Origin of the sequence: Arthrobacter sp. Leaf69, assembly GCF_001422645.1 — a bacterium.
Classification (GTDB): domain Bacteria; phylum Actinomycetota; class Actinomycetes; order Actinomycetales; family Micrococcaceae; genus Arthrobacter.
On record NZ_LMLR01000001.1, the window covers coordinates 969643 to 983590 of the forward strand.

Here is a 13948-nt window from a genome sequence, read left to right on the forward strand (position 1 = left end):
AACATTGAGATTCCCAATGCCCGGGCACTGCCCGGTCCTCGATTTCGGGCGGCCGTTCGGAGATCATGACCATGGGGTCTGTGAACCGGGGCTGGCGTTGCCCCGGTTCCTGGCGGGGCCGGCGGCGGGCACGGCCGGAGCGGAGAGCTGCCTGGATTTCGCGTTTGAGTCCGCCCCGGGCCTGCAGGTAGAGGCTCTGGTAGATCGTCTCGTGGCTCACGCGCATCTCCTGGTCATCGGGGAAGTCCGTGACCAGCCTGTGCGATATTTGCTCCGGAGACCACTCCAAGCCCAGTTTGTCCTGCACATATGCCCGCAGCGCCTCGTGGGCGGCCAGTTTGGCCGTTTTGGGACGTGTCCGACGGGCAGCGGCCTGCCGTTGTGCGCCGTGGGGCAGGTAACCGAAGCGGGGATCGCTGTTGCGGCCCAGTTCCCGGCTGATGGTTGAGGGCGCCCGTCCCATCGCCTGCGCGATCGCTCTCATGGACGAACCGGCCGCGGACAGGTCCCGGATCAGCTCCCGTTCCTGCAGCGACAGGAAGCGCGGGTCGATGGGCTTCTCCGCGGGCCGGGAGCCCGGGGCCGGCGAGTGGAATGTGGTCACTCCCTGTTTGTAATCGATCACCCGCCCATCCGGGTAAAAGCGGCGGTTGTTCGACGCTCGGATTCCGCGGTCCCAGTCTCGCGCCGTGCGGATGTGCACGCCCACTGTCTTGGCGGCCTCCCCGCGGCCGACACCGGCCCTGCGCAGCCGGAAGAACTCCTCCCGCCCAGGGTGCGGCCCGATCCCCGTTTTCCCGCGGCTCTTCAGCCCGGCCCCGCGGACCCAGCCGGCACATGTCGCTGCATTGAAACCGAGCTCCCTAGCGGCCGCCGTCGTGCTCCCCAGGCGGTCAAAGACCTCGAAAAACGCCTTCTTCTGATCCTGCCCATACCGCACGGGCCGGGATGAATCCCCGCTTAAACGAACCACGGTCGTTGCAACTCCCAAAAGTCTGGGTGTTGCAACGACCGCTAGAACTCGCCAACTTTGGGGCAGGGGGTCTTCTATTTGTACGTCGTGGTTTAGTTGGGAGCCGTGGAGCCGAGACGTGCCGAAGGCTCACCCGGATGAGCGGCACACTGTACGAGGCCCCTTCGGACCTCATGGTGGCGTCTTTGAAGTTTAGGTAGGCGTGCGGTCGCAACTCTCCGGCGGCCCGAGACTCGGCGTTCACTGCGGCCTTCGCTTTACTGGTTCTCCGAATCGCCTTGCTAGCTTCGTGGTCAACCCTCATCGAGTTGTTTGGTATGCCCCCAACCAAGAAACGCGTGCCGACAACCCAGCCGCTAATTACTGCCCCCTGCACGACGACAGTCAGGTGGAGAGGGCAGCAGGATTGTCATCCTCCTGCCGACACAAATGTCAATAAGCTCGTTCAGGTGTGAGTCAATGTCACAGTGCGTCTGGGCGACCATTTTCTGCCGGTGTACTATCGCCTGAGTATCCTGCGGCCTGGGTGAGTACTTCCATGAGACGGGGGTGTCCTATGCTTTTGGTCAAGCGGCTTGGGCGGGTTTTTCCTCGTAGAAGGTGCCGTGTCTGAGCATGGAGTAGATGACGTCGCAGCGGCGCCGGGCCAGGCAAATCACGGCGGCGTTGTGCTTCTTTCCGTGGGCTCGTTTCTTTTGGTAGTAGGCCATCGAGGCCGGGTGGTGGCAGTTGGCGATCCAAGCGGATCTGAAGAGTGCGTTCTTGAGCTGTTTGTTCCCGGAGCGTGCGGGGAATTCGCCGCGGATCGAGGTGCCGGATCGCCGCGTCACCGGGGCGATCCCGGCGTAGGCGGCCAGGTGCCCGGCAGATGTGAAGGCGCCGGCGTCGCCGATGGTCAGGAGTATCGTCGCTACGGTCTTGATGCCGACTCCCGGCATGGACATCAAGACCGTGGAAAGAGGGAAGTCATCGAGAAGCTTTTCGACTTCCTGGGCCACGATGGCCCGTTGGTGCTTCAGCTCCCTGATTAGCGCCGCGACGCGGGGGATGACAAGTTCGACGGCCTCGGTGCCGATCACGGTGACAGTCTGCTCACCCAGAGCCGAAAAGACCGTATCGATAAGATTCACCGGGTCCTTGCGGCTGTGGTTCCTGGCCCAACGCAGCACGTTGCCCCGGCCTGCGGCTCGGAGGCCCGTGGGTCCGGCATATTTGATGAACAACTCCAGCATCAGGGAACGGGTTAGTACCGTTCCGGGGAAGACCCGCTCCAGGGCGGGGAGAATCTGCAGCAGCAAGGAACGCAAGCGGTTGGTTGCCCTGGTGCATTCATGAGTCAGATCTGTGTCGAATCCGGAAAGGACTTTCAGTGCCGCGAGCACCTCGCTCTCCCGGTCAACGGCACGCAGGGTGTGCGGCATCGACCAGGCCGTCTCGGCGATGATGAACGCATCCCGGGCGTCCGTCCTGGACTTCTCCGGATATAGATCCGCGGCTTTGCGCATCGCCAGGCGCGGAGAGTAGGCCACGGTGCAGCCGTAGTCCGGCGCCACGGCTATCGGCAGCGCCCCGATGGTGTTGGGCTGACCCACGATCACCAGAACCCGGCCGTGCTGCTGCAGACCGATGAAGAGCTCGCGCAACCGCGTCTCATCCTGCGGGAGCGGGCTTATCGAAGACCCGTTCTCCCGCGGCGTTCAACGCGGCGGCGTGATGCTCGGATTTGCCGACATCGAGGCCGCAGTAGACGTCGTATCCTTCGTCCATCCGGCGCCCCTTTGCACCACTAATGGCCGCAGTCACGACACCCGCTGCTGGCACCCACGTTACCTAGAGACCTGGCACCAGTGGAAGGAGCCGGCCGTGTCCCTATCAGCAGTCAACCCTTGCCTCCGAACCCGGCGACAACACCCCCCCGGATCATCAAAGACAGGTTAAGAAAGTCCTACCGGGCCCAGCGACCAAATCCCCGACCTTCGGGAACCCAATAAATGTAACGGGGCGTTGCGCCGCTGATTCGATCGTAGCTTGGGCTGGCGATATCCGCCGCGTTCTTGCTGGACGTGTGAAGGCCCGCAGCCGTAAACTCCGACGCGACACCCAAGTTAGAATTAACCAATGCAGATCGATGTTAGCCAAGTTGGCAGTGAACTCACGTTCACTTCAAGCCTGGCCGTAGATGACCTTGAGTTCGACGGAACCGCAACAATGGTCAGACCAACCGCTACATTCAAGCTCCCCGAAGACTTCAAATTAGACGAAACTCACCCTGACCTAATCGCGCTTGCCGGGCTTGTAATATTTTTCCCATGGATTGGTAGCCGCCTAGATTTCGGGTTCCCTGTGAGTAGCGGCTTTTCTGAGGCTGCCGCAAAGGCCCTGAACATCCACATTCCACTGACGTCGCCACGGATCCCTAAGCGCGCTTCTGGCAGTGACGCTCGCCCGGGATTAGCGTTTTCCGCTGGCGTAGATTCAATGGCCGCCCTCGCCATCATGCCGGATAATACCCTGCCCATGTTCTCTTACCGGAGCGCACCCCCTCCAGGAGTTGGGTCTCTTTACAAGGCTGACGCCGCCCTGCATGCTGTCGAGGAAATGAACGCAGCGGGGAATGAAACGCTACTCATTGAATCTGACCACGAATGGGTCAGGGGACCCGTGGGATTCACATGCGACCTGGCCCCGGGACTACCGCTCATTCTTCTCGCTGGCTATCTCAAAATCGACGCCATCGGCTTCGGGACGATAGCCGAGACCGCCTATTATGCGACCGGAGGGCGAAGGTTCGACGACTATGCGCAGGGGGCAGACTTCACCAAGTGGCAAGCGATGCTCCACAGTGTCGATATGAGCTTCTACAACGGCGTGGCCGGGCTCAGTGAGATGTGCACCTCAGCGATCGCACGCCAGTACAAGTTCGGGTACCTAGCGCAGCCCTGCATCCGCGGCCTGGTCGGCGCTCCGTGCATGTCCTGCATCAAGTGCTTCCGGAAATCCCTTATCGAGGCGTCCATGTCTGGCGACTGGCCGGCCGAGTCAGAGGTGAGCCGAATGATGGCGGCGAAGCCCATCCGCAACTGGTTGTCAGGCTTCCCCATAAGCATGGAAGTTGTTCTTGCTGCTTCTATGTCCGAATACCAAGGGAACGACCCGCTGCTGCTTGCACTTCAGGACCGAGTTTCGGCAGTCACTGGGGATGTCTCTTTCCTTCACAGCTGGTATGGGCCGTCAATCGATCCCATGGTGCCGGAGCGGTATCGGCTGGTCACTTCGGAGGCCATGGCTAAGTACATTCCGAAGATGACAGCCGAGCAGGAAGAAGCCTTCCGCGCCTTCGACATCACACCCGTCATGGATTCCAAGGAAGACGATGTTGAGCAGTTCCGTGCCGTCGTCAAGGAGAACTTGGCCCAGAGGTCTCAGCTACGTTGAGTGGGGAATGCAGGGCCCAGTCCAGCTAGCGATGGCTACCTAGTAGATCGCGCCCCCGAAGGCTGGCTCCACTCTCTTTGGGGGACATGCAGCCAACCTTGGGTAACGGCACATCGATGGGCCGTGCCGTGTGGCGCCGTCGCCGAAGAGCGCCACGTCCCGAAGCCAAAGTATGAGCGCAACCAGCAATTTTTCTAGGCGCTACGATGGCGCGGTGGCATCGTTCACCCTCGACGGGCAGTCCTACGATTACTTGCGCCCGGACCCTGGGCACAACCCGAGCGCCACGCACTCATGGCACTACGGCAACTACCCCAAGATTATGGCAACGCTGCCACTCTCGACTGGCACTATCGACATGTGCGCCGTCGCTGAACGCTGAACCCGTCCCACGTTCTTGTGTCCTGGCAAGACGACGGCCACGACTCCCACTGGGCATGGATACCCGCCGGCCACGTCCGCCGCGTCACCAACTCCGAATGGGACATCGAATAATACCGGTGCTGCCCCGAACACCGCGCGGAATCCGCTGGGGCGATAGACTCCCGAGGTTCTTGCTCGCCCAGGACGAATCCGGCAGCACGGGAGGCTGCCCGGGGCCCCGAAATTGAATTACCCCGCCAGCGTGTGGAGCTAGGGGAAGTCCAAGTGAACCTAGACTGGGCAAGTGTCCGGGGAGGCGAATTGGGCGTCCTACCTGGTAGCCCGCGCCGTAGGATAACTGGTCACAGACTTGGTCACGCACCCGCTCTTTCTGCCTGTTAGGGCTATTGAAAGCGCAGATCCGTTGTCCGCTGAGACGACCTTGTACGAAGCCGAGATTGCCCCGGGACCGGAATCGATGACAGCAGAGACAAGCATACTCCGCAGCCCCCTGGGTGGAGCGGGCACGCCTCGGGACCTCGACTGTGGCCTCGATGAACGTCCCGCTGGGGCATTCGGATTCGTCGCAAAAGTACCGGTGCATGAACCAGATGACTTCCTCTGGTCCGGCGACGGGAATGTCGCGGATCCCCTGCCGGCGCCGTGAGAGCCGCCGGGCACCGATGACACCGCAGTCCGGACATCCGGCCCCGACGGTGCTCTCGACCAAGATCCTGCGTTGGCCGAAGCCCAGAATCTCGGTTGAAAGAGCACAGCAATCAGGCAGGGTTGAAGATGGCGGTGGCAGCGTCAGGGCACCGGCAAGTAAGCTCGGTCAAGGCTCGTAGTCCTGTCATCGATGAATGGGACAAGAACATCCAACACGACAGGCTTTGGGCTCTTCACGTCTAAAAACACGAACCCGAATTCACCACACCAACCACGGAGAGCCCAGAACCGGTCAGGGCAGATGGGCGGCGGCGGTTGTATGCCGGAGGCCCTTCTTTGACCCGTGCAGCTGCCGGCTCAGTCAGGCAGTCGATCTCGATGACCTGACCGGGAGGAAACTCCGCGTATCGTAATCACTTCGGACCGCGAGCCGCTGAGAATCAGAACAGCTTCGCCGTGGGCTCAGCAAATTTTGCTTTCCAACGGCAAGCTTGCTAGGAGCCGGCACGCTCCGCGCCACCAATTGCTGCTTGGTGGAATCTAATCGCTCTGTTGAAATTCAACTCAAATTCCGAGGGCGTCGGGGGGCCGTGTCTAAGCAGTTCGGAGTCTGAGAGATAGAATCGCTTCATGGCGTCACCGCTCGTTCCCTGAGCCTCGGAGATGCCGTGCACGCGCTTGAATGGCCGATAGTGATCTCGGACATGCGCAGGATCGTTCAAGTTCTGAAGATAATAGACAAAGTTGACGCCCGGGTGAGCCCGGTACAGCCCGGTGAGGTCGAACTTGTGCGGGGCGCGTTTAACTACGTCGCTCTTGGGTGCGCCCCATACAGACTGGAAATATAGATCCACCGTCGACGGCAGATAGCGAGTAACAACGGTCTGTGGGGACTGCACGTAGGCCAAAGATCCTGGGAACCGAACCCCGATACGCAGGGCTGCGAAACCGCCCCCAGAACCGCCTACGAACACGACAGAAGTGGCCCCTGTGACGTCTAGGGCCCGCCTTACGACATATTCAATCGGATCCAGTGCATCCCAGCTGGGGCCTCCCAGGAACCATGACAAGTTCATACTGGGGTTGAGATACCAGGTGGGATCGGCAAAAGATATGAATGTTGATGAACGCTTATGGAGGGAGTTGACTCGTTCGAACCTCGGATAAGTATCGCGGTCGATACGCATGGCACCATGAAATGCTACGTAGAGCGTATCCGACGGGTCGAGCTGTGCAAAGAAGTGCAGTTTCGCGCCATCGGCGAAGTCGACTTCATTGACGTTGCTTGTGTTTGGCTGCAACTCAAGAGCCTCCAGACTCGAATGCTGCCGCAATGGAACCTGATAGTGCGGGTCCAGTTGCGCGGGTATGGAGCCACTCGCTCCAAGGTTGTCCGTGGCCATTACTTCCTTAGGTATCCTTGCGTCCATTGTGACTGCCACCAGAATGCGGGCACGATCAATCGACTAGTTGCAGGTTATCCATTCATTTATTTTCGTTGCCGCGCCCTCGCCGGAATCGAGGGGCAGAGCGGCTGACAGCAGGGCATCTCTGAAACGAAGACGGACTTCTGCGTCGCCAAATGTTGCTATAGCCTTGTCAAGTTCCTCGAGAGTATTGGCCGAGATGCCGTAGCCCAGTCGTTCGTATTCAGACGCCCGTAGTGCCTGGTTGTCGGTGGACGTTTGCAGATTCGGAACGACCACGGCGGGAGCTTTGAAACGGACCGACTCGTGAATCGAGTTATAGCCAGCCGCAATCACCATGAAGTCAAACGCCGACAAATATTTAGCGATAGGGTACTGCCTAACGACGTGGACCCTAGGCCGATCGTCCACGTAGTGCTTGCTCAAGGGCGAGAGTCCTACGACGACATCAGTCGTGGGCGACAGCGAAAGAATCCGGGAAATTGCACGCTCCCTCGCATCTGACACGTCGTTGATGGCGCCAGCACCGAGCTGCACGAGGACGTATGCTCTCGCTGTATCGAGCCCGAGTTCAGTCAGGGCAGCATCCCGGGCGAAGCTCTCGGAGGGCTCAATGAGTGTAGGCGCTGGCACAAGGGTGTCCCGAAGCCTAGATGTAGGACCCTCGTCGGCGCTGTCTCCTACGTCCCTAGGAACGAGAACATGGTCAGCCAGCATGTGTGCCGTCTCCAATTGGGTGACATCCGCTCCTTCCATCCAAAGTCCGCGTCGGAGCCAAATCAGCGAAGCCCCGTGTCGCTTCGCGGATTCGTGTACTCCGCGATAAATCCAGGTTCCGTCGAAAACGATAGCCGTGGGGCGGTTGATCCTGCAGATGTCGTCGAAGAAGACCGCGAAACTGTCGTTCCAGGCCGCGGCGGCCTGCCCCGTCGCTGCCTGGCTTCGGAATTTTAAGACCTCGAAACCGAAGAGCCTGACTATTTCAGCGGATGATGACAAGGAAACGAATTGGGCTTGAAAGTACTTCCGCCCACTGCGCGCAACAGCGAGGCATCTAGTGAGGTGGCCCATCCCGGCACCGTTACTCGTGACGAAGAGTACTCGCGGCAGTAGCGATTCCTTGTCGAAGGGAAGCGTCAACCGGGTGTCAATAGGCCGTTGATTGCCGCTGATTCCCTCTGTCAAGAAACGGAGCCTGCCTAGCATTTGCTGAAGCTGATCAAGTTGGACCTTGCGGCCGTAATCGTGCCGGGATTCTGCCTTGCTGAAAGCAGAGAGCTGCAGACGGAGTGTCTCCGTCAGCCGCTGTTGACGATGCGCGACTACTATCAGGAGAAGGACGACCGTTGCGCCTAGAACGAAGCCAGCCGCTCCGATAAGCCGGGTTGCATATAGCAGATCAGCCGAGAGCATGGCGGCGACACAGAGTGCGCCGGACACGACAAGGCCTCCCAGCACCACTGACGCTAGGCCTTGGTCTCTCTTGCTCATACAGCCGCTACTGACTTTCCAGAAAAGCGGTCGATCCTCGCAAAAAGCGCTGAGCTGGAGAACTCCTGTAGTGCGGTTTCTTGGGCGAGCTTTGACTGTTGCGCGAATAATTCCGGCTGGGCCGTAAACCTTTCGACTATCGCAGCGACGTCTTTAGGCTGCCCATAGACGGCCCCGGCCCCGAAAGTCTTCTCCATATAGGGAGGCAGTATGACAACCTTTCCGGCAGCCATCGCCTCTGCTGTTGCCATTCCGAACGACTCGGTGAGCCTGTCATCGTGAAAATATACCCAGAAATGTACCGAATCGAGGAAATCGCTGACGTCCATGGAACCGAAGGGATAAACAGTGATTCCCGCGTCGGTGTTAGGTCCAAATTTCGAAGTCAATGACTGTGTCCCACCGAGGATGGCAGTCCTAAAACTGCCATCCACTGACTTGTAGGCGGCATTGAAGTCTTGCTCTCGTGTGGGCCATTTGAGGTCATGGTCGCGTGAGTGCCGGCCCACCACGGCCGATCCTGGAGCTGGACAAGTCGGGGATTTCAAACGCATCTCCACGAGTCCAGGCCACGTGTCAATGGCCAGCCTGGATGTAGCAACAAGTCCTCGGCACAGGTCCCGGGTTAGATGTGACTCTGCTACGACGAGTGTTCGCAGGCGGAAGAGCCGGTCCAGGTTGGCGACGCAGGTAGGAAGATCGAACACCATGCCCTTACCACCCTGCAAAACCGGAGGGTTATTGACAATCAAGACGCAGCGATTGACAGAAAGATTGCTTTCGATCGCATCAAGGAAGGTGGCAACGGACGGGTGCCGGACCACCAAGAGACTCACGTCCGCAAGATCCTTTAGGCCGATAACTTCTACCTGAGGGAGCTCAAGGGCTTCGAAAAGACGATCAGACAATGGGTCCGTCGCCTTGTTCAAGGGCGAATCGAGCTGCATGACGCCGACACGCAAGCCGGCACCGGCGGCAGCAGTGATTTCGGCCAAGGTAAGCGAGGAAGTTCCCCCGGGGAACCTGAAATCCGTCGCAAAAACGACGTCAAAGCGTCCCAAGAACTGGCCTCTCATGCCAGGTAGCATCGACCGCGGGACCGAGAATGCACGTTCCGTCTGGGAATTAAGGGTGTAAGAGCTGCGGCCATCGGCCTCTTTGTGCCATCGCTGGTAAGCCGCGAGATACAGGAGTCTGGAGGAATCCACATATCCGCGCCACATTTCTCCAGACGTAAGCGAACCTTCCCGCGTTCTGGTGAACGACATCGGCACCTCACCGACGACGGGAATTGTTGTCCCATAGACAGCTGCCAAGCGATCACGGAACTCGGCGTCAGCGCCCCGATTAACCGTGTCCCAACCACCCAAGTCTCTCAGAACAGACGTTTTTACCATCAGCGAAGAGAAATTCGGTTGGCAAAATTGGGGATTGTTGTTAATGCGCAGGAAGTTGAGCTCTGGGGTGCAACGGGCGTGCTGGCTCATGTTTCCCGGCAACTCCGGGTTGTCCATCAGGTGACGCACCTGAAGTTCAATTTTTTGGTGATGTGACCAGTCGTCATCATCATGAACCGTTACAAACTGCCCCTTGGCAACTTCGAGACCGAGATTCCGGGCGCAGTAGGCCCCCAGATTGGTTTCCTGGTGGAGCAATACGATCCTGGAATCCAGTTGACGAACCTGCTCTAGGCGCGACCGATGGTATCCGTCGGAACAGTCGTCTACGACAATGATCTCGAGGTTCTGCCATGTTTGATTGACGAGGGAGGTAATTGCTGTCTCAATGAGCCCCGAACCGTTGTGCGTCGGCATGATTATGCTGACCAAGGGCCCGTCCGAGACCGGAACCGATGCCGTTGCTGTTAGCCGGTCAATTCGATCCATCGAACCCGGACGCAGGCCGATGCCGGTCAAACCGCCATCTTGGAATACCCGATTCAGCGCTTCCAGCCAGGCTATTTCATCCTGATCCGCCGCACGCAGGGCATTCAGCCATAGGAAAGCACTTTGGACCGGGAACTTTGTTCCCAGACGGAAGCGCTTGATTGCAAGGCGAAGAGCCTTCGTCGATCCAAGGTCACCCAATGCCTCCACATAAAGTAGGCGGTCGTTGCGTCCAAGGGCTTTGGTGCCGAAGATCTTCTCTACGCACGCGAAAAGTCGAACAGCATCCTCGAGGTCCCTTTCAGCGGACCTCTGGTTGGCCGCCAACCTGGCCAGTGCGAGCAAAGATTCTGGCCGCCAAGTCTTGACCTGCTGGATTGATTCTTCAGACGCGGATCCAAGTTCGATTACGGCCAAGGCCCTTGCCAAGTCGGCGTAGCTCATGGTCCCGGCTGTGGCGGCCCGGGCAAAGGAATCCCGAATAACGCGGCTGCGCGAGCGCAGAGCGAAGGTCTCAAAGTGGGACTGCATTGTCTTCATGCGGCTCGCATACTCAAACTCCGCGCCGTTCGGCATGGTAGGCGCCTGAGATGTCGCGTCACTTCCTTTGCCCACTGCGGACTCTTTGGGGTGTAACGCCCCCGGACGCTTGGCTTGCACTTCCAATCGAGCCAGTGACGATTTAATCTGTTGAGTTCTCCTGTTCTGCCCACGCGCAGCAGACAAAACGAGAAGAATCACCGCCATCAGGCCAAGGGAAATGCCGGTTGTGAGGATCAGTACGTTTCCGATAGCAGCGCCGAAAATTGCACCGACAGCGCCGGCGTATCCAATGCCAGAAACGCGCAGTTGCCAAGTACCGAAGCCGTGAAACACCCCGCCCCCGCCTTAGAGCCGGTTCGCGGACGAAGTGGAAGTTGCTCCGCGAGTGTCGAAGAAAATAGTCGATTTGTCGCTCAATGAGTCGACGTCGTAGGCCGAATGATTCTGGAGGAGAACGACAACGTCGGCGCCCGCGACAGCGTCGTCCACGTCCGTGACGACGGTGTGCGTGGCACCTGCGACAGTCCACGTATCGACCTTGGGGTCATGGAAGCTAATCATGGCTCCTCGGCTCAGCAGGACTTCGGCCACATCTACAGCGGGCGACTCTCTCTCGTCGGCAATGTTGGCCTTGTAGGTAACCCCCAGCAGAAGAACTTTGGCCCCGCGCAGCGGCTTAGACACATCATTCAAGAGGGATTGGACCCGGTCAGCGACATAGCGCGGCATAGAGTTGTTGATTTCTTCGGCCAGTTCAACAAATCTGAACGGGTATCCCAATGAGCGGCGGACCTGGTAACTGAGGTAGTTGGGATCGATTGGAATGCAGTGTCCACCGACCCCTGGCCCCGGGTAAAAAGCTTGAAAACCAAACGGTTTGGTCTTGGCGGCTGAGATCACGTCCCAAAGGTCGATGTCCAGCTCATGGCAGAACTTCGACATTTCGTTGACCAGCGCAATATTGATGTGGCGGTAAGTATTTTCAAGCAGCTTGGCTGTTTCCGCTTCTTTGGCGCCCTTTACAGGAACAACCGTGTCCACGAACTTGCTATAGAAAATCACTGCAACTTCAGTCGATTCCGGCGTGACTCCGCCCACCACCTTTGGGGTGTTCTGCAATCCGTATGTCTCGTTTCCAGGATCAATTCGCTCCGGCGAGAATGCCAGATAGAAGTCTCTGTCCACCTGAGCCCCGTGACGTTCGAGTATTGGCTGGCAAAGCTCCTCGGTGGTACCGGGGTACGTTGTCGATTCGAGAACCACCAGTGTGCCCGGAGAAAGATTCGCCGCGATCGATTCCGTAGCCGAGGTCACCGCTTTTAGGTCGGGGCTGCCCGCCTCTCCCAATGGCGTTGGCACGCAGATGACCACCACATCGGCGTCGCGGATAACCGCTGCGTCGGTCGACGCGCGATATCCTGCGTCCACCATCGTCTGGAGATCGGCATTCGAGAGGTCGTCAACATGGGAGATGCCCGCATTGAGTCTTTCCACGACTGCGGGGTTTAACTCCAGCCCAACAACGTTCATGCCAGCGGACACCGCGCCTTGGGCGAGTGGAAGTCCCACGTATCCCTGGCCAACTACTACGAGGTTCTTCAATTCTTCATCCGTTCTCAACGCATCCAAAGTCTGGGCAGCCCACAAGTAATTCATCCGGTGACTGGTATGGCGGAGGACTCGTCACGCCAGAAGCATCTGCATCCATGGACGCTCTACGCACGCAGATAAGTCGGGCCGATCCCCCACAGGCCTTCATCGTGCCGAGGCGAGTCTACCCGAAGACTCGGCACTGGTTGCGTGACGGAGGCTGTGGTCGTCCTGAGTCGTGGGGGTTAGTGGAGGGCTGCGGTGAGCGTGAGTGCGGTGACTTGGGGGAGGGTCAGTGTTATGAGGGTGAGTTTGGCGCCTGKTGAACTGGTTTCGGGTGCCGGGACGGCGGTGAGCCGGGCTGTGGTGGGGGCGCCGGTGAATGTGATGGACAGCGTTTGGCCTGATTTGGTGAGTGTGGNTGAACTGGTTTCGGGTGCCGGGACGGCGGTGAGCCGGGCTGTGGTGGGGGCGCCGGTGAATGTGATGGACAGCGTTTGGCCTGATTTGGTGAGTGTGGCTTTTGTTCCGGTTACCGTGACGGTGGCGTCGGTGACGATTTGCCACTTCAGGTCTCGTGGTTTGGGGGCTTGGATGGAGTCTTTGAGATTGACGCCCGACGTTGTCAGGGTGGCGCTGCGGAGGGCTTTGGTGGTTCCGGGGAGGGCGGCGCGAAGGTCGACCACGGCGCCTGTGGGGGAGGGGACGGCAAGGGCGGCGGACGCGGTGGTGGGCTGGTTTTTGCCGGCGTCGCTGATGGTTGAGTGGCTGGAGGTGCTGGTTTTCCAGTACGTCCACCGCTGGGTGGTGGAGAAGTATCCGGGGAGGCTGTAGGAGCCTGGGCCCGGATCAACTATCCAGTCGACGCCCTTGCTGCTGTAGCTAAACGTTCCCAGATCCAGGTGGCTGTGCAGGGATCCGTTGACGCCGCCCTTGAGCGCGGCGGTCTTTCCGGTGCTTTGAAGGACCGCGAGGCCTGTGGCTGGGAAAACGGCGGAGGCGGGCTTTCGCACGGTTCCGGGGCTGGCCCACCACCAGAGAAGCCGGACATCCCTCGCTTTTTGGTATTCTCCGGCGACCCAGCCGGCTACGGCGGAGTCCTGACGGGCGAAGGAATCCCAGGCCGGCATGAGTGCGGACATTCGTTGCGGGGAGCTGTCGGCGAAGGCCACACCCTGCCCGGCCGGCGTCACAGCATCGATGGCGTATTTGGACACGCGGGCGAGTGACGGGAGGGGCACGGGTGGGCTCTGGTAGACGTTTGCCACCGTGGAGTACAGGGATGACACAGCGGTGCTCTGGTAGTTCCAGTACCCGGGTCCCTCGTACGTTCCTCCGTCAGCTGTGATCGTCTTGAGCGACGGCTGGACTGCTGTAAGAGCTGCCTTGGCTAGGGCTGCTGACTGGGCGGGCCGGTCTTTCAGGAAAGCCACCGCGGCAAGAAACGCTGCRGAATCGTTGACCCCTGAGACGTTCGTCGGGCCATCCACCCAGTTGTCGTGGTCGAACAGCATGCAGGTCAGGGGTCCGATCCACCGGACCCGCACGGAATCGTCGACCTCAGGCATGCC

General features: G+C 59.4%; 5 protein-coding genes and 3 pseudogenes. 1 reads left to right on the forward strand and 7 read right to left on the reverse strand.

The window, feature by feature from the left end; genetic code table 11:
• Positions 1 to 10: 10 nt before the first annotated feature.
• Positions 11 to 751 (reverse strand): annotated as a pseudogene (locus ASE96_RS19305) (IS30 family transposase); the annotation flags it as partial.
• Between the two features lie 788 nt (positions 752 to 1539).
• Positions 1540 to 2740 (reverse strand): annotated as a pseudogene (locus ASE96_RS04425) (IS110 family transposase).
• A 351-nt stretch (positions 2741 to 3091) separates the two neighbouring features.
• On the opposite strand from ASE96_RS04425, the gene ASE96_RS04430 reads away from it, so the two are divergent.
• Positions 3092 to 4408 (forward strand): DUF6395 domain-containing protein, encoded by a 1317-nt coding sequence (locus ASE96_RS04430; protein WP_056426436.1) that lies wholly within the window; start codon positions 3092 to 3094, stop codon positions 4406 to 4408.
• A 1526-nt stretch (positions 4409 to 5934) separates the two neighbouring features.
• Here the strand turns inward: ASE96_RS04430 and ASE96_RS19085 are convergent.
• From ASE96_RS19085 to ASE96_RS19790, 5 genes and pseudogenes are all read right to left on the reverse strand, one after another.
• Entirely contained in the window at positions 5935 to 6843 is a 909-nt protein-coding gene (locus tag ASE96_RS19085) for a hypothetical protein (RefSeq protein ID WP_156367490.1), read from the reverse strand.
• Between the two features lie 63 nt (positions 6844 to 6906).
• A complete protein-coding gene (locus ASE96_RS04440) occupies positions 6907 to 8358 on the reverse strand; it encodes a glycosyltransferase (RefSeq protein ID WP_056426442.1) in 1452 nt (483 codons plus the stop codon).
• A complete protein-coding gene (locus ASE96_RS04445; protein WP_082492564.1) occupies positions 8355 to 11120 on the reverse strand; it encodes a glycosyltransferase family A protein in 2766 nt (921 codons plus the stop codon). Before ASE96_RS04445 ends, ASE96_RS04440 begins: the two co-directional genes overlap by 4 nt.
• Positions 11121 to 11132: 12 nt before the next feature.
• Positions 11133 to 12443: a nucleotide sugar dehydrogenase gene (locus ASE96_RS04450; protein ID WP_056426448.1), complete on the reverse strand. Its 1311-nt coding sequence runs from the start codon at positions 12441 to 12443 to the stop codon at positions 11133 to 11135.
• A 356-nt stretch (positions 12444 to 12799) separates the two neighbouring features.
• Positions 12800 to 13945: pseudogene (locus ASE96_RS19790) on the reverse strand (heparinase II/III domain-containing protein); the annotation flags it as partial.
• Positions 13946 to 13948 lie beyond the last annotated feature (3 nt).

Excerpts from the sequence above, each read along its gene's own strand:
- ASE96_RS04430 (WP_056426436.1), top strand. The coding sequence starts at position 3,092 with ATGCAGATCGATGTTAGCCAAGTTGGCAGTGAACTCACGTTCACTTCA.
- ASE96_RS19085 (WP_156367490.1), bottom strand. The coding sequence starts at position 6,843 with ATGGCCACGGACAACCTTGGAGCGAGTGGCTCCATACCCGCGCAACTG.
- ASE96_RS04440 (WP_056426442.1), bottom strand. The coding sequence starts at position 8,358 with ATGAGCAAGAGAGACCAAGGCCTAGCGTCAGTGGTGCTGGGAGGCCTT.
- ASE96_RS04450 (WP_056426448.1), bottom strand. The coding sequence starts at position 12,443 with ATGAATTACTTGTGGGCTGCCCAGACTTTGGATGCGTTGAGAACGGAT.